The organism is Streptococcus mitis (assembly GCF_002096835.1).
Classification (GTDB): Bacteria; Bacillota; Bacilli; order Lactobacillales; family Streptococcaceae; genus Streptococcus; species Streptococcus mitis_W.
The window spans coordinates 13,521-36,139 of the sequence record NZ_NCVG01000017.1; the positions used below are offsets into that span (position 1 = coordinate 13,521).

A 22,619-nucleotide genomic window follows, 5' to 3' on the forward strand; every position below is an offset into this window, starting at 1 on the left:
ATAATAGTAATAATAGAGTCTGTGAAATCTGTGGAAAACAGACTTTAAACAAGTCATATCAAGTTTTTGGGCTTGTTTAAAAAATGTGGATAAAAAAGATAATAAAGTAAAAGTTATCCACAAGTTATTTGATTTTCTTTTTGATTGATTCAATTTCTAAACGTAAATTATCGTCTTCATCAATCAAAGATTTAATTTTGGCATGGGCATGAATGACTGTTGTGTGATCTTTACCACCAAATTCCTTCCCAATTTTTGGAAGACTATTATCTGTTAGTTCTCTAGATAAATACATGGCTACTTGACGGGCTAACACAATATTTTGAAGGCGTCTGCTTCCCTTCATTTCTTTGACGCTGACACCATAAAAGTTACCAACTTCATTTTGGATTTTATCAATTGGGATGACGAGCATTTGGCTAACATCTTGTTTGCGTGCCCTAATAGCCTCTGCAGCGATATCGATAGTGATATCCTTAATCTTCTTCACTCGGGCGATTAAAGTGATGTCGTTGATTGCTCCTTCAAGTTCTCGGACGTTTGAATCAAATTGACCAGCTAGGTATTCTAGGGTATCACTTTGGAAATGGTAGTCTAAATGCTCTGTTTTGCTTTGTAAAATGGCAATACGTGTCTCAAAGTCAGGTGGTGTGATATTTTGCGTCAAGCCCCAGCTAAAGCGCGTGACAAGTCTTTCTTCAAGGCCCTCTAAGTGTTTAGGGCTACGATCACTAGTCAGAACAATTTGTTTTTGATTGTTATGGAGAACATTGAAAGTATTGAAAAATTCTTCCTGAGTGGCAACTTTTTTTCCACTCAGCGATTGAATATCATCAATTAACAAGAGATCGAGGCTACGGTAGGTTTTTTTGAACTTATCCATTTCACCCAGTCTCAGATGTTCAAGAAAGTCGTTTATAAAGCTTTCAGCAGGAATGTACTTCACACGCGCATCAGGAATATTTTTCAAAATCTCATTCCCAATGGCATTGAGTAAGTGAGTCTTACCAAGCCCAGGTCCTCCATAGATAAAAAGAGGATTATAGGTCAAGGCCAAATCTTCAGAGACAGCCAGGGCGGCTGATACTGCCCAAACATTTCCATCCCCTTGGATAAAATTATCAAAGGTATACTTTTCTTTTAATCCAGTATCCGAATAAGGAATAGATGCTAACTTTGGACTATAGTCATAGAGAGTTGAATTTGGAGCTTCTTCAACTTGTGGGATAATCGTATCTTGAGGCTTGGTGAAAATATAGTGGGGAGTTATTTCAGCATCATAAATCTCAAAACCAGCTACTACAATGATATCTTTTAGTTGTTTTTCCCAGACCATTTCCATTTCAGATCGTGGTAAAAATATAGTGGCAACATTTTCTTCTACCTTAATGAGTTCAGCTTGAATAGCATAGAAATCATACATGGAACGAGTTAGTCTTTCTTGTGCAAATTCTAATATACGATTCCAAAATTGTTTTTCTTTCAATCCTTTCTCCTCCTTTACTATTTAAAAGTTTAATGCTAGATTTATTTTACCATAGATAGCAAGAATTTTCCACAAGCTGTGAAAAATAATCCACAATGTTATCAAGTTTTATCCACAGGTTGGGGATAAAATCAGAAACTATTGATTTATGAAGCTTTTTTTTGAAAAAAATAGTGGATAACCTTGTGAGATAAAAAAATAAAAGAACAGCCTTATTTCAGGCTGTTGATAATTCTACTGTATTCTTCTTGATTTGAAAAAGAAATAATGATTTTTCCACTGTCTTTTTTAGACAGTTTGATTTCTACATCTAATCCGAGTAGTTTTTTTAACTGTTCTTCTTCATTTTGTATGAAATGATTCGTTTTTTGAAGTTTCTTTTGTTTTTTCTCTGTCAGAAGAGCTTCTAATTTCCTTACAGAAATGTCTTCACATATAATCCGTTGAAAGAAATAGTCTTGTTGTTCCTTATTTAACCCAACTAGAGAACGCGCATGGGCTTGTGATAGTTGGCCATTTTCTACTTCTGAAAGGATCTGTTCTGGCAAGGACAGCAAGCGAATAGAGTTGCTGATATAAGGACGAGACTTGCCCATTTTATCTGCAATTTCAGCATGGGTAAATCCTTTCTCTACAAGAGATTCATAGGCGCGTGCTTCTTCTATTGGATTTAAATTTTCTCTCTGTAAATTTTCAATGATAGATTGGATCATCATCTCTTGATCTGAAAGCTGCTTAACAACAGCTGGGATATACCTTAGACCAGCTAAAAGTGAAGCCCGATAGCGTCTCTCTCCTGCAAGGATTTCATAACCAATAACAGGAGATTGACGAACAATAATCGGTTGAATGACCCCATTTTCTTTGATAGACTGTGCTAGTTCATGTAGTTTTTCTCCATCAAATTCTTTTCGAGGTTGATAGGGATTTTTCTGTATATCTGTGATAGAAATCATTTCAAATTTTTCCATGATTCTACACTAACACATCTTTTCTTTTATGTAAAGCTTTCTTTACATAGATGTCAATTAAGATTCTAAATCACCTGAACTCTTGTCAAGTTTAATAGATGTAGTTTCTTCTTTACCGTTACGATAATAAGTTATTTTAATGGTGTCTCCAATAGAATGATTGTAAAGAGCACTTTGTAAGTCTGTTGATGAAGCAATCTCTTTGTCATCTACTTTTGTAATAACATCGTATTTTTCAAGGTGACCATTGGCGGGCATATTGCTTTGTACAGAACGAACAACTACACCAGATGTTACATTGCTTGGAATATTCAGTCTTCTAAGATCACTTGTATTAATATTTGAGAGATTGACCATTTGGATGCCCAAAGCTGGGCGAGTCACTTTTCCGTTCTTTTCTAATTGTTCAATGATATTGATAGCATCATTTGCAGGAATTGCGAAACCAAGTCCTTCTACAGATGTTCCTCCATTTGTGGCAATTTTACTTGAGGTAATTCCGATAACCTGTCCTTGAATATTGATCAGTGGGCCACCAGAGTTACCTGGATTAATAGCAGTATCAGTTTGGATGGCTTTTGTAGAAATGGCTTGTCCATCTTCCGATTTTAAGGATACATTTCGATTGAGACTGGATACGATACCTTGAGTGACAGTATTAGCATATTCAGAACCTAATGGGCTACCAATGGCAATAGCAGTTTCTCCTACGGTTAACTTGCTAGAATCACCAAATTCAGCTACTGTTGTCACTTTTTCTGAAGAGATTTTGACGACAGCAATATCAGAGAAAGTGTCAGCTCCGACGATTTCTCCAGGTACTTTAGTTCCATCTGACAAACGAATATCTACTTTGCTGGCACCATTTATAACGTGATTGTTGGTGACAATATAAGCTTCTTTATCATTCTTTTTATAAATAACCCCAGATCCTTCACTAGAGATTTGTTGAGAATCTGTATCAGTCTCATCATTGCCAAATACGCTATTTTGTCTGTTTGTTGAATAAGTAATAACAGAAACAACAGCATCTTTTACTTTATTAACAGCCTGAGTTGTTGAATTTTCGTTCTTATAGGCAGTTTGTGTAATAGTACTATTGTTGTTGGAGTTACTTACAGTACTTTTTTGACTTAGTTGGTTTATTGAAAAGCTACCTAAGGCTCCACTAAAAAAGCTAATGACGATAACGACTAATAATTGAAACCATTTTTTATAAAATGTTTTTAGATATTTCATATTTGCCTCCATATGTTTGAAATTACTGAAAGTATAAACTGATTAGCTTAATTATAACTTAAACACAAAAATTTTTCACAGATTGTGGATAACTTTCAAAAATCTGTGGTTTTCTCGGCTAAAATTAACCTTTTATTTTGTGAATAAGATGTGAAAAAATAGAGAATATGTTAGAATAGAGTTATGAAAATAAAAGTTGTAACAGTTGGGAAACTGAAAGAAAAGTATTTAAAAGATGGTATTGCAGAGTATTCAAAACGAATTTCTCGATTTGCTAAGCTTGAAATGATTGAACTAGCAGATGAAAAAACACCAGATAGGGCCAGCGAATCAGAAAATCAAAAGATTTTAGAAATAGAAGGTCAGAGAATTTTATCAAAAGTTGGTGACCGTGATTTCGTTATTGTGTTAGCAATTGAGGGGAAAACACTTTCTTCAGAAGAATTTAGTAAGCAGTTAGAAGAAGCTTCTATAAAAGGATTTTCTACTCTTACATTTATTATTGGAGGGAGTCTGGGGTTAGCACAGGATGTAAAAAAGAGAGCCAATCTTTCTATTAGTTTTGGACGCTTAACCTTGCCCCATCAGTTAATGAGACTAGTCCTTGTTGAACAAATCTATCGCGCTTTTACGATTCAGCAGGGATCACCCTATCATAAATAGAAAATTGACTTTTAATTGAATTTTTGGTAGAATAATTGTGTCAGGTCTCATAGCTCAGCTGGATAGAGCATTCGCCTTCTAAGCGAACGGTCGCAGGTTCGAATCCTGCTGGGATCAATATAGTAGCAAAGCTGGGAATTTTCCCGGCTTTTTTCTTAAAAAAGTACACTTGGGGAGAAAAAAATGACAGTTGAGAGAATTTTATCTAAAATGAAATTCCATTTTGTATAATGGTTTTTGTAAGTTAGCTTACAAGAAAAAAACATTTAAGGAGATTTTATTATGAAAAACACAGTTAAATTGGAACAGTTTGTAGCCTTGAAGGAAAAAGACTTGCAAAAGATTCAAGGTGGGGAAAGTAGGGTTTCAGACATCCTCCTTGATTTTCTTTTCCGACGAAAAAAGTAATGAAATAAGGGGAAAGAGTAATGGATTTATTTGGATTTGGGATAGTTTTTGTTCATTTTTTAATTATTAGTCACAGTTACTATTTAATTTGTAAAGGTCAAATAAAAGCAAAGGAACTATACGTTTTTGGTATCTATACATTACTAGTAGAAGCAGTACTTGAACTTCCCTTTTATCTCCTATATTTAGATGGGTTAGGGATTGCAAGATTTTTATTTCCTTTGGGCTTATATTCCTATTTTCGATGGATTAAACAGTATGAGAGGGATAGAGGACTATTCCTAAGTTTACTACTATCTCTTTTATATGAGAGCACTCATAACTTTCTGTCCGTAACGTTCTCCTCTATAACAGGAGACAATTTTGTTTTACAATATTATGGCCTATTCTTTTTCGTTGTAACGTTGTTGACCTATTTTGTTGTTTTAAAAATCATTCATTATTTCCATTTGGAAATAGCCTATTTTGACAAGGACTACCTTTATCCTCTCTTGAAAAAAGTATTTTTTGCCTTACTACTGCTCCATATTGTATCTTTCGTTTCAAATATGGTAAGTACGATTAAACATTTGAATAGTTTTGGAAGTATTTTGTCATCTATCGTCTTTATTTCTCTACTTTTGACCTTCTATGCAATGAATTCGCATAAAGAACAAATGGAGAAAGAGATTGCTTTGAAGCAGAAGAAATTTGAACAGAAACATTTACAGAATTACACAGATGAAATTGTTGGCTTGTATAATGAAATCCGTGGTTTTCGACATGATTATGCTGGAATGCTTGTCAGCATGCAGATGGCAATTGACAGTGGTGATTTACAGGAAATTGACAGAGTTTACAATGAAGTTTTGGTTAAAGCCAATCACAAACTGCGTTCAGATAAATACACTTACTTTGATTTGAACAACATAGAAGATTCAGCTTTACGAAGTTTGGTTGCTCAGTCAATTGTTTATGCTCGAAATAATGGTGTAGAGTTTACCCTGGAAGTAAAAGATACGATTACCAAGCTCCCAATTGAACTATTGGATTTGGTTCGTATCATGAGTGTTTTATTGAACAATGCTGTCGAAGGATCGGCTGATAGCTATAAAAAGCAGATGGAAGTAGCAGTTATTAAGATGGAAACTGAAACAGTTATTGTGATTCAGAATTCATGTAAAATGACGATGACTCCTTCAGGAGATCTATTTGCTTTAGGATTCTCCACTAAGGGAAGAAATCGCGGGGTAGGATTAAATAATGTGAAAGAACTATTAGATAAGTACAACAATATTATTTTAGAAACAGAGATGGAAGGTAGTACATTTAGACAAATCATTAGATTTAAGAGGGAATTTGAATGAAAGTTTTAATTTTAGAAGATGTTATTGAACATCAAGTGAGACTAGAAAGAATATTGGATGAAATTTCGAAAGAATCGAATATTCCAATATCATACAAGACAACAGGAAAAGTTCGTGAATTTGAAGAATACATTGAAAATGATGAAGTAAATCAGCTTTATTTCCTAGATATCGATATTCATGGAATTGAGAAAAAGGGATTTGAAGTGGCTCAGCTCATTCGTCATTACAATCCTTACGCTATTATCGTCTTTATTACCAGTCGATCAGAGTTTGCGACTCTGACCTATAAATACCAGGTATCAGCCCTAGATTTTGTTGATAAGGATATCAATGATGATATGTTTAAGAAGCGAATTGAGCAAAATATTTTCTACACTAAAAGTATGTTACTTGAAAATGAAGATGTTGTAGACTATTTTGACTACAATTACAAGGGAAATGATTTAAAAATCCCTTACCATGATATTTTGTATATTGAAACGACAGGTGTCTCTCATAAATTACGCATTATTGGTAAGAATTTTGCAAAAGAGTTTTATGGTACCATGACAGATATTCAGGAAAAGGACAAACATACTCAGCGATTTTATTCTCCTCATAAGTCATTTTTAGTAAATATAGGCAATATCAGAGAAATTGATCGAAAAAACCTAGAAATTGTTTTCTATGAAGACCATCGTTGTCCTATTTCAAGATTAAAAATTAGAAAGTTAAAAGATATTTTAGAGAAAAAATATCAAAAGTGATTGACAATTAGTAAGAAATTGATATAATGGTTATATCTGCTACAGATAGAAGGTCCGTTGGTCAAGGGGTTAAGACACCGCCTTTTCACGGCGGTAACACGGGTTCGAATCCCGTACGGACTATTTTATCCGCCATAGCTCAGTTGGTAGTAGCGCATGACTGTTAATCATGATGTCGTAGGTTCGAGTCCTACTGGCGGAGTATAGATAAAAGGGAACACAACTGTGTTCCTCTTTTTGTATCAATTTGTATCACCAAGCATCTTCATAAGGAAGTCTGTTATTTCTTGAGGACTTTCTTTTTTTCCATGTGCAATCCAAGTTTGGTAGACACCAAAAAGTGCATGAGTTAGATAGATGCTACTATATTCTAATTCAGTGGTATTGAGATTCAGTTGCATAAATCGCTTTTGTAAATCTGTAATGAGCATGATATGAAGTTTATTTCGTAAGAAATTTTGAATTTCTTTAGTCCCGTTTTCAGAAAGCAGAGCAGCTAGAAGTGGTTCTGATTCTAGATATTCAAAGACTTCTAAAATAGCATCTCTTTTGTGATGAGCATGTTTTTGAAAAATATATTCAAATGTATGAAATAACTTGCTTTGATAGTGCTCGATCATATCATATTTATCCTTATAGTGAGTATAGAAGCTGGAACGACTAATTCCGGCTTTTTCTGCTAACTTGACAGTAGAAATTTGATCAAATGGTTGTTCCATTAGTAATTGTACCATAGCATTTTCAATAGTTCTCTTTGTTTTTAAGCGTTTGTTACTTTCTTGCATATTTCCTCCTTGTAAACAAATTAGACTATATGTCTAAAAATTAATTTTTTATCTTGTAATTTAGATTTTTTAATGTATAATCTATTATATCAAAATTTTAGACAATATGTTTAAAAAAGGAGAAGATATGTTTAAAGAATGGAAAGCAATTTTTAAAAAACCAACCTTTATTATTGTCATGATAGGGATTTCTCTTATTCCAGCTCTGTACAATATCATATTTTTGTCATCAATGTGGGATCCATATGGGCAATTATCTGATTTACCTGTGGCAGTTGTAAATAATGATAAAGAGGCTTCCTATAATGGTAATAGCGTGTCTATAGGAAAAGACATGGTGTCCAATTTAAAAGAAAATAAAACCTTGGATTTTCATTTTGTAGATGAAGAAGAAGGTAAGAAAGGCTTAGAAAAAGGTGATTACTATATGGTAGTGACTTTACCAAGTGATTTATCTGAAAAAGCAGCTTCTATTTTAACGGATCATCCAGAGCAAATGCAAATTAATTATCAGACTTCAAGTGGTCATAGCTTTATTGCAAGCAAGATGAGTGATTCTGCAATGACACAGTTAAAGCAGAGTGTTTCTACCAATGTAACCGAGACCTATACTAAAGCTTTATTTAACAAAATGATTGATTTAAAGGATGGTATGAGTCAAGCAGCTTCTGGTAGTGAAAAATTAACTGATGGAGCGAATCAGTTAGTGGCAGGAAGTCAAACATTAACTACTAACCTACACTCTTTAGCATATTCAAGTTTAACATTTTCAAATGGAACGGAGCAGTTTACTAGAGGATTACCCTCCTATGTTTCTGGTGTCGAACAACTTCATCTTGGCTTAGGGAATTTTAATAGTGGTTTAGTTACATATACTGGTGCAGTGAGTCAATTAGATAGCGGATTAGGTCAATTGTCTTCTAAAAGTCCTGAATTAGTAGTAGGAATCAATCAACTATATACTGGTGTAGAATCTTATACTGGCGGTGTTTCTCAGCTCAATGCTGGTCTTAATCAATTTTCATCTGGTGTTAGTGCCTACACCAATGGAGTGGGAAGTATTGCAACAGGTGCTAATCAGTTATCTAATCAATCAGCTACACTTCGAATGGGGGTGGAGCAATTAAGTGAAGGGATTCAACAACTTTCTAGCAAGTTAGAGGCTTCGTCTGAGCAAAAAAATCAAATTAATCAATTATCTTCCGGTCTGAATCAGTTAAATCAAGCTATTCAAAATATTGATGTTGGAGATACAAAACAATTAGATTCTGTTTTATCAAGTATAGTGTCTCTTTCTAATCAAATGCTAGCAAGTGTTCAGTCTGATAAAGCGACTACATTAGCTAGTATTCAATCGACAGCAGCTTATCAATCTTTGACAAGTGAGCAACAAGCTGAAATAAGTGCTTCTGTATCTCAAAATTCGACTGATAGTATTCAATCGGCTCAGTCAATTGTAGCTTTAGTTAAAGGTTTACAGGGAAGTTTAGAAAACTTACAAAATCAATCTTCTAATCTTTCGATTTTAAAAAATCAAGCTAATCAAGTATTACCGATTGCTTCTACTTCTTTGACAGGATTGTCAAGTGGATTAACAGAGATACAAGGAGCTGTTACTAGCAAATTAGTTCCTGACAGTCAGTCGATTGCATTAGGTGTAAAGGTATATACTACAGGTGTTGATAAAGTTTCTCAAGGCGCAAGTAAACTAAGTGAAAAGAATTCCACCTTGACAGGTAGTTTGGATCAACTAGTTTCAGGCTCAACTACCTTGACACAAAAATCATCTAACTTGACAGCAGGAGTTGGTCAATTAGTTGAAAAAACTCCAGAATTAGTGTCTGGTATTGAAAAATTATCAACTGGCTCCAGTCAATTGAATCAAAAGAGTCAAGAATTGATAGCAGGAGTTGATAAATTGCAGTCAGGATCTAGCCAACTAGCTGACAAATCCAGTCAGTTAATTTCAGGTGCTTCTCAATTAGAAAGTGGAGCTAATAAATTGGCAGATGGATCTGGGAAACTTGCAGAAGGTGGAACAAAGTTAACTTCTGGATTGGAAGGTTTACAGACAGGAGTTGCTTCTTTGGGACAAGGACTAGGTAATGCTAGTGATCAACTTAAATCAGCATCAACGGAATCTAAAAATGCAGAGATTTTGTCAAATCCACTCAATCTTTCCAAAACAGACAATGACCAAGTTCCTGTAAATGGAATCGCAATGGCTCCTTATATGATATCAGTTGCTCTTTTTGTTGTAGCAATATCAACGAATATGATCTTTGCTAAGTTGCCTTCAGGGCGTCATCCAGAGAGCCGTTGGGCTTGGTTGAAATCTCGAGCTGAAATAAATGGTATTATAGCTGTTTTAGCAGGAATTTTGGTATATGGAGGAGTTCATCTTATTGGTCTAACTGCAAATCATGAAATGAGAACATTTACTCTCATTATCCTAACAAGTTTAGCATTCATGTCTATGGTGACTGCTTTAACAACATGGAATAGCCGTATAGGAGCTTTCTTCTCGCTTATTTTGCTTTTATTACAGTTAGCATCAAGTGCAGGTACCTATCCACTTGCTTTGACAAATGATTTCTTTAGAGCTATTAATCCTTGGTTACCAATGAGTTATTCGGTTTCTGGATTACGACAAACAATCTCTATGACAGGAAATATTCATCAACAAGTCATTTTCCTTGCTGTGATACTAGCCCTATTTACTGGTTTAGGTATGCTAGCCTATCAACCTAAGAAAATGGAAGAAGATTAAAAAAAAATCGACCAACTGGTCGATTTTTTTATGTCTTAGATGACTTTCGTTTATGATTATAGATTCCAAATAGTAAAAGAGAAGTAAAGGAACAGATTGCTCCAACAACAAACCCATTAGGAATGAAGGAAAGTGTAATAGTTCCTTTTCCCTTAGGAACGTCAACTTTTATAAAACCAGTTTGAGCTTGTTTAATTTCTATTTTTTTACCATCTTGGTAGGCAGACCAGCCTTTGTCATAAGGAATGGTGAAGAAAATGGACGTATCTCGTTTAACATCATATGTAGCAAAGATCTTGTTTTTAGAAGTTGATATTGTGACAGGTTGTTCTTTAATTTTTTGAATTGCCTCGGTGAATGTTTTGGTATCTAAACGATAGAAGGTAGGAGATTCAAATGATACTTGTGAATTTCCAGGGAAACTAACATTGATATTGAAAGTTTTTTTCTCTTTTGTATAGCCTAGATTAAAGAAGGAGAAGACATTATCAGTTGTAAAAGTTTTCTTTTCTCCATTTACAAGGATGTCAACCTTTTTTTGTTTGTCATTAGAAAAGTGAAGGTTTGTGAAAGAAAGATAAACTTGGCTGTTTTCTGGCACTTCAATTTGATACTGGATTGCTGCATCTTCATTTGAAGAACTTGTAACAGTAATCAAATCATCAGTATTCTCTGTTTTTTCATAGGGTATTGGAGAAAAATAATCAAAATTGACGTCAGCAAGTTGATTTAAAAACGAGGTCTGATTATCTAGAGTGTGTTCAGTGAACTTGACATCATTGTAAACAGATTGACTAGCAAAGGCAATCGGAAGAGAGAATTGATTTTCATATATGGTAAGATTATCTTTTTGATATACATCTTGGAATCCATACTTATCAATAGGACTGTCTGAGATATTGTACTGGATTCCAAATAAACTATCAGACAAAATACTATTATTTGCATAGCGGAGATTGAGATTAGTTCCAGAGGACTTAAAACCAAGTTTATCTAAAGTAGAGCTTGCTGAACGATTTCGAACAGATGAAAATTGAGAGATTCCATTGTAGTTGAATTTCATACTGTCATTTCCTGTCTGAGTTTGTAGTTTTTCAGTACGTGTAAATGGATCCTCAATATATGTTGAGAAAGATTCCATAGCTGGGATATCTCGATTATAAGCACTTCGAGAAGCAAATCCCCATTCCTTAGCAATTCCGTCTATTTGAGATGAAGTATTTAAACTCATTTCAACCATTATAAATAAAGAGATTAGAATGGCAAATAGATTTACAGAGATAAACTTTTTGATAACTGCAAGGAGTAAGAGAGAATAGACAACAAAAAATTCAATAGTCAGTAGAATATTCAAATCTGTTAAAAAAGAATAATGTGATTTTAGATAGATGGTAGCTAAAAATCCTGTTACTGCAAGAAAAAGTGAAACTAAAAAATTCCAGATTTTAATTTCTCTCAGACGATTTAAGACTTCCGCTGTTGTGTAAATTAACAAGGTAGAAAAAATCCAAGCATAGCGATGTAAAAACATATTTGGAGTATGCATGGCTTGCCAAAATAAATCAAGCGCTTCTATATAAAAGCTTGCAATTAGAAATGTAAAGAAGATTGCATAGATAAGTTTCACGTGAAACTTAATAGATTTCAGCGTAAAAAATAAAATAGTCAAAATAAAGGGAAGTAGTCCAACAAAAATCATTGGAACGGCCCCATACTTTGTTGTGTCAAAGGAACCGATGAATTGCTTAGCAAAGAGATCAAGATACCAGCTACTTTCAGTTTGAAACTTTGTAACTTCAGTCAATTTTTCCCCATGTGTCTGTAAATCAAACAGAGTGGGAAGAGTCATAATCAAGCTAGCCATACCAGCTAAAAAGGAGGTGATTATGAAATCAAGAAAAGATGATTTTCGAGTTTTAAAGTCCCAAGAAATTTGACAGAGATACCAGAAAATAAGAAACAATGCTGTCATATAGCCAAAATAATAGTTTTGGATAAATAAGATTGACAGACTTGTAAAGTATAATGAGAATTTCTTTTCAGTTATAAGCAGGTGTAAACCAGTTATAATTAAAGGAATCAAGATAAAAACATCTAGCCAGGTTTTTATCTCTAATTGACTGACAGAGAAACTCATCAGAGCATAGGAAGTAGATAAAGCTAGTTTTAAAGGCTTAGGAATCGATTGAAATAGTTTATTTAAACTAAAGTAAGTTGACAGTCCAATCAATCCAAATTTTAAGAGAGTTGTCAGATAGACAGCATCTGGCATATTCGACAGATTAAAAAAGTAAACTAGAGGTGAAAGGAAGCTTCCCAAGTAATAACTAGATAGGGCATAGAAATTCAATCCGAGGCCACTTGTAAAGGTATAAAACAGACTACCATTTCCATGTAGGATATTTCGTAAAGTTACATCAAAAATAACGTATTGATGAAACCCATCTCCTAATAGTGGAGAAGTATCGCTATTCCAGTAGATACCTTGAGATAGATATACTCCTATCATAATGATTACGGGAATGATGAAAGAAATAAAATAGGTCCAATATGTTTTAAAAAATAATTTCATGTTACCTCATAAAATGTTAGAAAACTCAGCTGGTTAACCCAACTGAGTTTTGAAGTTTTATTTAGTCTTTCCAAAGTTCTTTAACTTTTGCTTGTACTTCTGCATTCTCTAGGAATTCATCGTAGGTTTCATCGATACGGTCAATGACGCCATTTTTAGATAATACAATGATATGGTTAGCTAGAGTTTGAATAAACTCGTGGTCATGACTGGCAAAGATGATTGATTCTTTAAAGTTTTTCAATCCATCGTTCAAGCTTGAGATAGATTCCAAGTCCAAGTGATTGGTTGGATCATCAAGTACAAGGACATTTGATTTCAAGAGCATGAGTTTTGAAAGCATGACGCGGACTTTTTCTCCCCCTGACAAGACATTTACAGGTTTGTTGACCTCATCTCCAGAGAAGAGCATACGGCCAAGGAAACCGCGTAGGAAAGTATTGTCATCTTCTTCTTTACTTGCGAATTGACGCAACCAGTCAAGGATTGACTCTCCTCCTGCAAAATCTGCCGAGTTATCTTTTGGCAAGTAAGAACGGCTAGTAGTTACTCCCCACTTGACAGTTCCTTCATAGTCAATATCCCCCATGATTGCACGAATTAGTGCAGTCGTTTGGATGTCATTTTGTCCGATAAGTGCTGTTTTATCACCTGGACGCAAGATAAAGCTGATATTATCTAAAATAGTCTCACCATCAATCTTTACAGTTAGATTTTCTACTGTCAAGAGATCATTACCAATTTCACGTTCTGCTTTAAAGTTGATAAATGGATATTTACGACTAGATGGCACAATCTCTTCTAGCTCAATCTTATCAAGCATTTTCTTACGTGATGTTGCCTGTCTTGACTTAGAAGCATTGGCAGAGAAACGAGCAACGAATTCTTGCAATTGTTTAATTTTTTCTTCTGCTTTGGCATTACGGTCTGCTAGCAATTTAGCAGCAAGCTCAGAAGATTCCTTCCAGAAGTCGTAGTTTCCGACATAGAGTTTGATTTTTCCAAAGTCAAGGTCGGCCATGTGAGTACATACTTTGTTTAAGAAGTGACGGTCGTGGGATACTACGATAACTGTGTTATCAAAGTCAATCAAGAAGTCTTCTAACCAAGTAATCGATTGGATATCCAAACCGTTGGTAGGCTCGTCCAAAAGAAGAACATCAGGTTTACCAAAAAGTGCTTTGGCAAGGAGAACCTTTACTTTCTCACCGTTGGCCAATTCGCTCATGTTTTGGTAGTGTAATTCTTCTGGAATGTTTAGGTTTTGAAGGAGTTGAGAGGCTTCGCTTTCTGCTTCCCAGCCTCCAAGCTCAGCAAACTCTCCTTCGAGTTCGGCAGCACGAACCCCGTCCTCGTCTGAGAAATCTTCCTTCATGTAGATAGCATCTTTCTCTTTCATGATGCTATAAAGTTTTTCATTTCCCATGATAACAACATCAATGGCACGTTCATCTTCATAGTCAAAGTGATTTTGACGAAGAACAGAGAGACGTTCATCTGGACCAAGAGAGATGTGACCAGTAGTAGGTTCGACATCTCCGGCTAAAATTTTTAAAAAGGTTGATTTTCCGGCACCATTAGCACCGATTAATCCGTAAGTATTTCCTTCTGTAAATTTGATATTGACATCATCAAAAAGTTTGCGATCACTAAAACGTAGTGAAACATCAGATACTGTAAGCAATGTTTTTCTCCTATATGTGTAATACATTTATTCTACTAGAAAAAACAGAAATATTCAAATTTTTATTTGTCAATTTTGTGTAAATTAGATTTACAGCATCCTTTACACAAATCCGTAGATAGCAAGACTGATTTATTTTGATAAATTACGGTTATTTCATTAAAAAAATGCTATAATTGAAGGGACCATATCGAAGGAGAATAAAATGACTAAACCCATTATTTTAACAGGAGACCGTCCAACAGGAAAATTGCATATTGGACATTATGTTGGAAGTCTCAAAAATCGAGTATTATTACAGGAAGAGGATAAGTATGATATGTTTGTGTTCTTGGCTGATCAACAAGCTTTGACAGATCATGCTAAAGACCCTCAAACAATTGTAGAGTCTATCGGAAATGTTGCTTTGGATTATCTTGCAGTTGGATTGGATCCAAGTAAATCAACAATCTTTATTCAAAGCCAGATTCCAGAATTGGCTGAACTATCTATGTACTATATGAATCTAGTTTCATTAGCTCGTTTGGAACGAAATCCAACAGTAAAAACAGAGATTGCTCAGAAAGGTTTTGGAGAAAGTATTCCGACAGGATTCTTGGTCTACCCAATCGCTCAATCAGCTGACATCACAGCTTTCAAGGCCAATTATGTTCCTGTTGGGACAGATCAGAAACCAATGATTGAGCAAACTCGTGAAATTGTTCGTTCTTTTAACAATGCATATAACTGTGATGTCTTGGTGGAACCGGAAGGTATTTATCCAGAAAATGAGAGAGCAGGGCGTTTGCCTGGTTTAGATGGAAATGCTAAAATGTCTAAATCACTCAATAACGGTATTTATTTAGCTGATGATGCGGATACTTTGCGTAAAAAAGTAATGAGTATGTATACAGATCCAGATCATATTCGAGTGGAAGATCCAGGTAAGATTGAGGGAAATATGGTTTTCCATTATCTAGATGTTTTTGGTCGTCCAGAAGATGCTCAAGAAATTGCTGACATGAAAGAACATTATCAACGAGGTGGTCTTGGTGATGTGAAGACCAAGCGTTATCTACTTGAAATATTAGAACGTGAACTTGGTCCTATTCGTGAGCGTCGTATCGAATTTGCTAAGGATATGGGAGAAGTTTATAATATGCTTCAAAAAGGTAGTGAAAGAGCGCGTGAAGTTGCAGGTCAAACTCTATCTGAGGTTAAAGGTGCAATGGGACTCAATTACTTTAACTAAGTTTATTTTACAAGAAACTATCATTTCTATCTCAAAGAAAAGATAGTTTTTTATTTACCCCTGTAACATTTGACAAATTTTTATAGAATGGTATGATAGATACAATATAAAAAGAGTCAAGCTCAAAAAGAAAGAAAAGAGGAAACTTCGAATGTCTAATTGGGACACTAAATTTTTGAAAAAAGGTTTTACCTTTGATGATGTATTGCTTATTCCAGCTGAAAGTCATGTGTTGCCTAACGATGCTGATTTAACAACTAAATTGGCAGATAATTTGACTTTAAATATCCCAATTATTACCGCTGCCATGGACACAGTTACAGAGAGTCAAATGGCCATTGCTATTGCTCGTGCAGGTGGTCTCGGAGTTATCCATAAAAACATGTCAATTGCTCAACAAGCAGACGAGGTTCGTAAGGTAAAACGTTCTGAAAATGGAGTTATTATTGATCCGTTCTTCTTGACGCCTGAACATACAATTGCTGAAGCAGATGAGCTTATGGGGCGTTACCGCATCAGTGGTGTTCCAGTTGTTGAAACACTTGAAAATCGTAAATTGGTTGGTATTTTGACAAATCGAGATCTTCGTTTTATTTCAGATTATAACCAACCAATCTCAAATCATATGACTAGTGAAAATCTTGTTACTGCTCCTGTGGGTACAGATCTTGCAACAGCTGAGAGTATTCTTCAAGAGCACCGTATTGAGAAACTTCCTTTAGTAGATGAAGAAGGTCGTCTTTCTGGTTTGATTACTATCAAAGATATTGAAAAAGTTATTGAGTTTCCAAATGCTGCTAAAGATGAGTTTGGTCGTCTATTAGTTGCAGGTGCAGTAGGTGTTACTTCAGATACATTTGAACGTGCAGAGGCTCTTTTTGAAGCAGGAGCGGATGCGATTGTTATTGATACTGCACATGGTCATTCTGCAGGTGTCTTGCGTAAAATTGCTGAGATTCGTGCTCATTTCCCAGATCGTACCTTGATTGCTGGAAATATTGCAACTGCTGAAGGTGCACGTGCCCTTTATGAAGCAGGTGTAGATGTTGTAAAGGTTGGTATTGGACCAGGTTCTATCTGTACTACTCGTGTGATTGCAGGTGTTGGTGTTCCACAAGTAACAGCTATCTACGATGCTGCAGCCGTTGCGCGTGAACATGGAAAAACGATCATTGCTGACGGTGGAATCAAGTATTCTGGAGATATTGTAAAAGCCCTTGCTGCAGGTGGAAATGCAGTTATGCTTGGATCAATGTTTGCTGGAACTGATGAAGCTCCAGGTGAAACTGAAATCTTCCAAGGACGTAAATTCAAGACATACCGTGGTATGGGTTCAATCGCAGCAATGAAGAAAGGTTCAAGCGATCGTTACTTCCAAGGTTCTGTCAATGAAGCAAATAAACTTGTTCCAGAAGGAATTGAAGGTCGTGTTGCTTATAAAGGAGCGGCAGCTGATATCGTCTTCCAAATGATTGGTGGTATTCGCTCTGGTATGGGTTACTGTGGTGCAGCTAACCTTAAAGAGTTACATGACAATGCTCAATTTATTGAAATGTCTGGTGCTGGTTTGAAAGAAAGCCATCCTCATGATGTACAAATTACTAATGAGGCACCAAATTATTCTATGTAAAAGAAATAAAGAGAACTCCCGTGAAAACAGGAGTTCTTTTACAATGTTGTCAATATTCGTTTACAGCAACTTTGCCACCCTGAATAGTGAAGATACTTAGATTTTCTGGTAGATTTTGAAGATGGTCTAAGCTTGTTGTTGTGATAAAGGTTTGGATTGACTGAGAAATCGTTTCTAATAATTTTAACTGTCTAGTATTGTCAAGTTCACTCATAACATCGTCAAGCAATAATATCGGAGATTCTGTAGTAATACTTTCCATTAACTCGATTTCTGCTAATTTTATAGACAGGACGAGACTACGATGTTGGCCTTGACTTCCAAAACTAGCATCCATCCCATTTATATAAAAAGAAATATCATCTCGATGAGGACCGACGCCAGTATTCTTTTTAAATAAATCTCTAGATCTACTTTTTTCTAAAGCAATTTTGAAAGGTTCGGATAAGTCTTCTTTGTCAGTTATCTTGACAGAAGGTTGATAGGATATTGACAGATCTTCAATCTGATTAGAGAGTTCAAAATGTTTCTTACGCCCAAATGATTCTAGTTTTTTTATGAAATCTAAGCGGTGATTCATTACACGACATCCATAATCAATTAGCTGATCATCCAACACAGAAAGGAAGGTTTCATCTATTTTTTGAGCTGATTTTAGATAAGTGTTTCTTTGTTTTAGGATGTGATTATAATTGGTTAAATCTGATAAATAGATTGGCTTAATTTGTCCAAGTTCCATATCAATGAATTTCCGTCGAACCGAAGGTGCTCCTTTAATTAGTTGTAAATCTTCAGGAGCAAATAAGACAACATTCATGTGTCCTACATAATCTGAAAGGCGTGCCTGTTTTAAATGATTAACTTTTGTCACACGGCCTTTTTGTGTTAGTTCGATTTCTAGGGGAATGGATCCAGTTTTTTTCTGAACGAGACCTGAAAGATGAAGTTGTTCCTCATCAAAATGAATGAGATTTTTATCTGTTCTAGTTCGATGACTACGCGTTAAGGCTAAAAAATAGATAGCCTCTAACATGTTTGTTTTTCCTTGTGCATTACGTCCCAAAAAGATATTCAATTTAGGATTAAAGTCTATTTTCGTCTCTTTGTAGTTACGAAAAGTCTTGAGAGATAGGTTTTGTAGCCACATGATTATCTACCAGGGAATCGCGGAGCTTGTTTGTTTTTAGGTGCTGAAGTAGGTTTCGATTTATCTTTTTTTACTCCCTTATTCATCTCCTTAACAAGCTTAGCGATTCGTTCTTTTTCAACTTTATCAGCTTGGTATTCCTCTTGCTCATCAGACGTAGGTTGTGTCAACAAGATGTCAATATTCATGTCAGGGATGTCAACTTTATCACCAATACGAAGTTTTTTACCACGACGACTCTCTAATTCCCCATTAAAGTAAACAGAATGTTCAGAGAGAAATGATTTGATAGCTCCTCCGCTATGTGTAATTCCAAGTTCTTTGAGTAGTGCTTGGAGGGTAATAAATTCTTCAAATAATTTGTATTCCATAATTCACCTCAATCTTTGGTATTATACCATATTTTCCTAAAAATAGTGAGAGAAACAGGGAGAAATGTAAGCGATTTTTATTTCAAAAGTGTTACAGGGAACAAGAAAATTTCAGGTTTTCGTGATATAATAGAAGTCTGTATATGAGGAGGTAAATCATGGAGTTAGTGCATGGAATTTCAACACATTTTATCCAATCAAAGAAGTTTAAAACGAACAAAATTACCGTGCGTTTTACCTCTCCATTATCTCTTGATACGATTACAGGTCGCATGTTGAGTGCGAGTATGCTAGAGACTGCTAATCAGATGTATCCCACTTCTCAAGATTTGAGAATACATTTAGCCAGTCTATACGGTACAGATATGTCAACCAATTGTTTCAGAAGAGGACAAAGTCATATTGTAGAATTGACATTTACCTATGTTCGTGATGAGTTTTTAAGTAGGAAAAATGTTCTAACTTATCAGGTTTTGGAACTTTTAAAAGAAACTCTTTTTTCACCCGTAGTAGTTGATAATGGGTTTGATTCGACCTTATTTGAAATTGAGAAAAAACAATTGTTAGCAAGTTTAGCAGCTGATATGGATGATTCATTTTATTTCGCACATAAAGAATTAGATAAATTGTTTTTTTATGATGAACGTCTCAAATTGGAATACAGTGATTTACGAAATCGTATTTTAGTTGAAACTCCACAAAGTTCTTACTCTTGTTTCCAAGAATTTTTGGCCAATGATCGAATAGATTTCTTTTTCCTAGGTGATTTTAATGAAGTTGAAATTCAAAATGTATTAGAATCATTTGGCTTTAAAGGTCGAGAAGGAGATGTGAAGGTTCAGTATTGTCAAACATATTCTAATATCCTGCAGGAAGGTATGGTTCGGAAAAATGTGGGACAATCCATTTTGGAATTAGGTTATCATTGCCCTTCTGAATATGGTGATGAGCAACATTTACCCATGATTGTAATGAATGGTTTACTTGGTGGATTTGCTCACTCTAAACTATTTACAAATGTCCGTGAAAATGCTGGATTGGCTTATACTATTTCAAGTCAGCTCGATTTGTTTAGTGGATTCTTGAGGATGTATGCTGGTATCAATCGAGAAAATCGGAACCAGGCTCGTAAAATGATGAATAATCAACTGATCGATTTAAAAAAAGGATATTTTACAGAGCTTGAGCTAGAGCAGACCAAGGAAATGATTCGTCGGTCTTTGTTACTTTCTCAAGATAATCAATCTTCATTGTTTGAACGTGCTTATCAAAATGCCTTACTTGGAAAATCTTCAGCAGACTTTAAAAGTTGGGTTGCAAAACTCGAGAAAGTTGACAAAGATGCTATTTGTAGAGCAGCTAATAATGTGAAACTACAAGCGATTTACTTTATGGAAGGAATAGAATGACAAAGGTTGTTTTTGAAGAAAAATACTATCCAGCTGTAAAAGAAATGGTTTATCGAACTCGTTTGTCAAATGGCTTGACAGTTGCTCTTTTGCCTAAAAAGGAATTTAAAGAGGTTTACGGGAGTGTAACTGTACAGTTTGGTTCGGTAGATACGCTTGTCACAGAAGTTGACGGATATGTAAAACAATATCCTGCGGGAATTGCTCATTTTCTTGAACATAAATTGTTTGAGAGAGAAAATGCTAGCGATTTGATGTCGGCTTTTACGAGTCTAGGTGCAGATAGTAATGCCTTTACAAGCTTTACAAAAACAAGCTATCTTTTTTCAGCAACGGATCATTTTTTAGAAAATTTGGACTTACTTGATGAATTGGTAACATCAGCACACTTTACTGAAGATTCCATTTTAAGAGAGCAGGATATTATCCAGCAAGAACGAGAAATGTATCAAGATGATCCAGATTCGTGTTTATTCTTTTCAACTTTAGCGAATTTGTATCCTGGTACACCTTTAGCAACTGATATAGTTGGAAGTGAGGAGTCAATTTCCCAAATCAATCTAACTAATTTGCAAGAAAATTTTACAAGATTTTACAAACCTGTAAACATGTCTCTGTTTTTAGTTGGTAATTTTGATGTGGATCAGGTACAGGATCATTTTGAAAGAAAAGAACTGGAAGATTTAGATGTTCAGGAACTAGCAAGAGAAAAGTTTGTTTTACAACCTGTAAAGCAAACAGACAGCATGAGGATGGAAGTATCTTCTCCCAAACTAGCGATTGGTGTTAGGGGTAAACAAGAAGTTGCTGAAGCGGATTGCTATCGATATCATATTTTATTAAAATTATTGTTTGCAATGATGTTTGGTTGGACTTCGGATCGTTTTCAGAAATTATATGAATCAGGTAAAATTGACGCATCCTTATCTCTGGAAGTTGAAGTAACAAGTCGCTTTCATTTTGTCATGTTGACAATGGATACAAAAGAGCCAGTTGCTTTATCTCATCAGTTTAGGAAGGCTATTCGTAATTTTACAAAGGATTTAGATATTACAGAGGATCATTTAGATATTATCAAAAGAGAGATGTTTGGAGAATTTTTCAGTAGCATGAACTCTCTTGAATTTATTGCAACGCAATATGATGCTTTTGAAAATGGTGAGACAATTTTTGATTTGCCAAAAATTTTACAGGAAATTACTTTAGAGGATGTCCTTGATGCTGGACATCATTTAATAGATGATGGTGATATAGTTGATTTTACAATATTCCCATCGTAGTAACCTATCATAATCGATACTAGAAAGAAGGAATGACAAGTATGAGGAAAAAAACAATTGGTGAGGTTTTACGTTTAGCTAGAACCAACCAAGGGTTGACTTTAGAAGAATTACACAAAAAAACAGAAATTCAGTTGGATATGTTGGAAGCGATGGAAGCTGATGATTTTGATCAACTTCCTAGTCCATTTTATACTCGTTCTTTTCTGAGAAAGTATGCGTGGGCAGTTGAAATAGATGAGCGAATTGTCTTGGATGCTTATGATTCTGGGAGCATGATTACTTATGAAGAAGTAGATGTTGATGAAGACGAGTTGACAGGCAGGAGACGTTCCAGTAAGAAAAATAAGGCATCATTTTTACCTTTATTTTATTTTATACTCTTTGCATTATCGATTGTCATTTTTGTGACCTATTATGTTTGGAATTATCTCCAGACTCAACCTGAGCGTTCATCTGCGTCTAGTTATAGTGTAGTCCAAGCAACAAGCTCAACTAGTTCTGTAACTTCATCCTCAAGTAGTAGTTCATCAAGTAGCTCTTCGAATATGGAACCAGCTATAACGGTATCAGGTGAAGGAAATCAAGTAGAAGTTGCTTATAAAACGAGTAAGGAAACTGCAAAATTACAATTATCAGTCTCAGATGCTAGAAGTTGGGTTAGTGTTTCAGAAAGTGAGCTTGAGGGTGGGGTGACCTTATCACCTGATAATAAAAGTGCGGAAACAACAGTTTCAACTAAAAATTCTGTCACCATTACTTTAGGTGTTGTCAAAGGTGTCGATTTAACAGTAGATAATCAGACTGTTGATTTATCGAAATTAACAGCTCAGACTGGACAAATCACTGTAACCTTTACTAAAAATTAAGGAAAAACG

At 35.0% G+C, this 22,619-nt stretch carries 18 protein-coding genes and 3 tRNA genes; 13 read left to right on the forward strand and 8 right to left on the reverse strand.

The annotated features are described in order from the left end of the window. Positions 1-124: 124 nt before the first annotated feature. The 3 genes from dnaA to htrA form a co-directional block, all read right to left on the reverse strand. Positions 125-1,486 (reverse strand): chromosomal replication initiator protein DnaA, encoded by a 1,362-nt coding sequence (dnaA, locus tag B7699_RS01455; RefSeq protein WP_084926927.1) that lies wholly within the window; start codon positions 1,484-1,486, stop codon positions 125-127. 212 nt (positions 1,487-1,698) lie between these two features. After that, positions 1,699-2,457: a ParB/RepB/Spo0J family partition protein gene (locus B7699_RS01460; protein ID WP_084926928.1), complete on the reverse strand. Its 759-nt coding sequence runs from the start codon at positions 2,455-2,457 to the stop codon at positions 1,699-1,701. Positions 2,458-2,514: 57 nt separating this feature from the next. Next, positions 2,515-3,696: a serine protease HtrA gene (gene htrA, locus B7699_RS01465; RefSeq protein ID WP_084926929.1), complete on the reverse strand. Its 1,182-nt coding sequence runs from the start codon at positions 3,694-3,696 to the stop codon at positions 2,515-2,517. A gap of 183 nt (positions 3,697-3,879) precedes the next feature. Here htrA and rlmH point away from each other — a divergent pair, with 183 nt between their 5' ends. The 7 genes from rlmH to B7699_RS01500 all read left to right on the forward strand — a co-directional run bounded on the left by rlmH (position 3,880) and on the right by B7699_RS01500 (position 7,064). Then, the gene (gene rlmH / locus B7699_RS01470; protein ID WP_084926930.1) at positions 3,880-4,359 is read left to right on the forward strand and encodes a 23S rRNA (pseudouridine(1915)-N(3))-methyltransferase RlmH; all 480 of its coding nucleotides are present in this window, start codon (positions 3,880-3,882) and stop codon (positions 4,357-4,359) included. Between the two features lie 43 nt (positions 4,360-4,402). Further along, positions 4,403-4,476, forward strand: a tRNA-Arg gene (locus B7699_RS01475). 165 nt (positions 4,477-4,641) lie between these two features. Next, on the forward strand, positions 4,642-4,767 hold the full coding sequence (gene comC / locus B7699_RS01480; protein ID WP_084926931.1) for a competence-stimulating peptide ComC: 126 nt from the start codon (positions 4,642-4,644) through the stop codon (positions 4,765-4,767). A gap of 20 nt (positions 4,768-4,787) precedes the next feature. Next, positions 4,788-6,113 (forward strand): competence system sensor histidine kinase ComD, encoded by a 1,326-nt coding sequence (comD, locus tag B7699_RS01485; RefSeq protein ID WP_084926932.1) that lies wholly within the window; start codon positions 4,788-4,790, stop codon positions 6,111-6,113. Continuing rightward, positions 6,110-6,862 (forward strand): competence system response regulator transcription factor ComE, encoded by a 753-nt coding sequence (gene comE, locus B7699_RS01490; RefSeq protein WP_000866061.1) that lies wholly within the window; start codon positions 6,110-6,112, stop codon positions 6,860-6,862. The genes comD and comE overlap by 4 nt, the downstream gene beginning before the upstream one ends. A gap of 51 nt (positions 6,863-6,913) precedes the next feature. After that, positions 6,914-6,985 (forward strand) — tRNA-Glu (locus tag B7699_RS01495). A 5-nt stretch (positions 6,986-6,990) separates the two neighbouring features. Continuing rightward, positions 6,991-7,064: transfer RNA gene (locus B7699_RS01500), tRNA-Asn, on the forward strand. 40 nt (positions 7,065-7,104) lie between these two features. On the opposite strand, the gene B7699_RS01505 is transcribed toward B7699_RS01500, so the two are convergent. Then, a complete protein-coding gene (locus B7699_RS01505; protein WP_084926933.1) occupies positions 7,105-7,647 on the reverse strand; it encodes a TetR/AcrR family transcriptional regulator in 543 nt (180 codons plus the stop codon). Between the two features lie 127 nt (positions 7,648-7,774). On the opposite strand from B7699_RS01505, the gene B7699_RS01510 reads away from it, so the two are divergent. Then, on the forward strand, positions 7,775-10,417 hold the full coding sequence (locus tag B7699_RS01510; protein ID WP_084926934.1) for a YhgE/Pip domain-containing protein: 2,643 nt from the start codon (positions 7,775-7,777) through the stop codon (positions 10,415-10,417). Between the two features lie 28 nt (positions 10,418-10,445). Here the strand turns inward: B7699_RS01510 and B7699_RS01515 are convergent, their stop codons facing one another. After that, positions 10,446-12,989 (reverse strand): YfhO family protein, encoded by a 2,544-nt coding sequence (locus B7699_RS01515; RefSeq protein ID WP_084926935.1) that lies wholly within the window; start codon positions 12,987-12,989, stop codon positions 10,446-10,448. Between the two features lie 61 nt (positions 12,990-13,050). Then, entirely contained in the window at positions 13,051-14,673 is a 1,623-nt protein-coding gene (locus B7699_RS01520; protein WP_084926936.1) for an ATP-binding cassette domain-containing protein, read from the reverse strand. Between the two features lie 205 nt (positions 14,674-14,878). Between B7699_RS01520 and trpS the strand changes: the two genes are divergently transcribed. Both trpS and guaB read left to right on the forward strand, forming a co-directional pair. After that, a complete protein-coding gene (gene trpS / locus B7699_RS01525; protein WP_084926937.1) occupies positions 14,879-15,904 on the forward strand; it encodes a tryptophan--tRNA ligase in 1,026 nt (341 codons plus the stop codon). A 151-nt stretch (positions 15,905-16,055) separates the two neighbouring features. Next, the gene (gene guaB, locus B7699_RS01530) at positions 16,056-17,534 is read left to right on the forward strand and encodes an IMP dehydrogenase (protein ID WP_084926938.1); all 1,479 of its coding nucleotides are present in this window, start codon (positions 16,056-16,058) and stop codon (positions 17,532-17,534) included. Positions 17,535-17,583: 49 nt separating this feature from the next. On the opposite strand, the gene recF is transcribed toward guaB, so the two are convergent. Then, positions 17,584-18,681: a DNA replication/repair protein RecF gene (gene recF, locus B7699_RS01535; protein WP_084926939.1), complete on the reverse strand. Its 1,098-nt coding sequence runs from the start codon at positions 18,679-18,681 to the stop codon at positions 17,584-17,586. 2 nt (positions 18,682-18,683) lie between these two features. Beyond that, positions 18,684-19,052: a S4 domain-containing protein YaaA gene (gene yaaA, locus B7699_RS01540; RefSeq protein ID WP_084926940.1), complete on the reverse strand. Its 369-nt coding sequence runs from the start codon at positions 19,050-19,052 to the stop codon at positions 18,684-18,686. A 158-nt stretch (positions 19,053-19,210) separates the two neighbouring features. On the opposite strand from yaaA, the gene yfmF reads away from it, so the two are divergent. From yfmF to rodZ, 3 genes are read left to right on the forward strand one after another with little or no spacing between them, the layout of a single operon-like run. Beyond that, positions 19,211-20,461: an EF-P 5-aminopentanol modification-associated protein YfmF gene (gene yfmF / locus B7699_RS01545; RefSeq protein WP_084926941.1), complete on the forward strand. Its 1,251-nt coding sequence runs from the start codon at positions 19,211-19,213 to the stop codon at positions 20,459-20,461. Next, a complete protein-coding gene (gene yfmH, locus B7699_RS01550; protein ID WP_084926942.1) occupies positions 20,458-21,741 on the forward strand; it encodes an EF-P 5-aminopentanol modification-associated protein YfmH in 1,284 nt (427 codons plus the stop codon). Before yfmF ends, yfmH begins: the two co-directional genes overlap by 4 nt. A 41-nt stretch (positions 21,742-21,782) precedes the next feature. Continuing rightward, a complete protein-coding gene (gene rodZ, locus B7699_RS01555; RefSeq protein WP_049551183.1) occupies positions 21,783-22,610 on the forward strand; it encodes a cytoskeleton protein RodZ in 828 nt (275 codons plus the stop codon). The last annotated feature ends 9 nt before the right edge of the window (positions 22,611-22,619 follow it).

Excerpts from the sequence above, each read along its gene's own strand:
- B7699_RS01460 (WP_084926928.1), bottom strand. The coding sequence starts at position 2,457 with ATGGAAAAATTTGAAATGATTTCTATCACAGATATACAGAAAAATCCC.
- htrA (WP_084926929.1), bottom strand. The coding sequence starts at position 3,696 with ATGAAATATCTAAAAACATTTTATAAAAAATGGTTTCAATTATTAGTC.
- rlmH (WP_084926930.1), top strand. The coding sequence starts at position 3,880 with ATGAAAATAAAAGTTGTAACAGTTGGGAAACTGAAAGAAAAGTATTTA.
- comC (WP_084926931.1), top strand. The coding sequence starts at position 4,642 with ATGAAAAACACAGTTAAATTGGAACAGTTTGTAGCCTTGAAGGAAAAA.
- comD (WP_084926932.1), top strand. The coding sequence starts at position 4,788 with ATGGATTTATTTGGATTTGGGATAGTTTTTGTTCATTTTTTAATTATT.
- comE (WP_000866061.1), top strand. The coding sequence starts at position 6,110 with ATGAAAGTTTTAATTTTAGAAGATGTTATTGAACATCAAGTGAGACTA.
- B7699_RS01505 (WP_084926933.1), bottom strand. The coding sequence starts at position 7,647 with ATGCAAGAAAGTAACAAACGCTTAAAAACAAAGAGAACTATTGAAAAT.
- B7699_RS01510 (WP_084926934.1), top strand. The coding sequence starts at position 7,775 with ATGTTTAAAGAATGGAAAGCAATTTTTAAAAAACCAACCTTTATTATT.
- B7699_RS01515 (WP_084926935.1), bottom strand. The coding sequence starts at position 12,989 with ATGAAATTATTTTTTAAAACATATTGGACCTATTTTATTTCTTTCATC.
- trpS (WP_084926937.1), top strand. The coding sequence starts at position 14,879 with ATGACTAAACCCATTATTTTAACAGGAGACCGTCCAACAGGAAAATTG.
- guaB (WP_084926938.1), top strand. The coding sequence starts at position 16,056 with ATGTCTAATTGGGACACTAAATTTTTGAAAAAAGGTTTTACCTTTGAT.
- recF (WP_084926939.1), bottom strand. The coding sequence starts at position 18,681 with ATGTGGCTACAAAACCTATCTCTCAAGACTTTTCGTAACTACAAAGAG.
- yaaA (WP_084926940.1), bottom strand. The coding sequence starts at position 19,052 with ATGGAATACAAATTATTTGAAGAATTTATTACCCTCCAAGCACTACTC.
- yfmF (WP_084926941.1), top strand. The coding sequence starts at position 19,211 with ATGGAGTTAGTGCATGGAATTTCAACACATTTTATCCAATCAAAGAAG.
- yfmH (WP_084926942.1), top strand. The coding sequence starts at position 20,458 with ATGACAAAGGTTGTTTTTGAAGAAAAATACTATCCAGCTGTAAAAGAA.
- rodZ (WP_049551183.1), top strand. The coding sequence starts at position 21,783 with ATGAGGAAAAAAACAATTGGTGAGGTTTTACGTTTAGCTAGAACCAAC.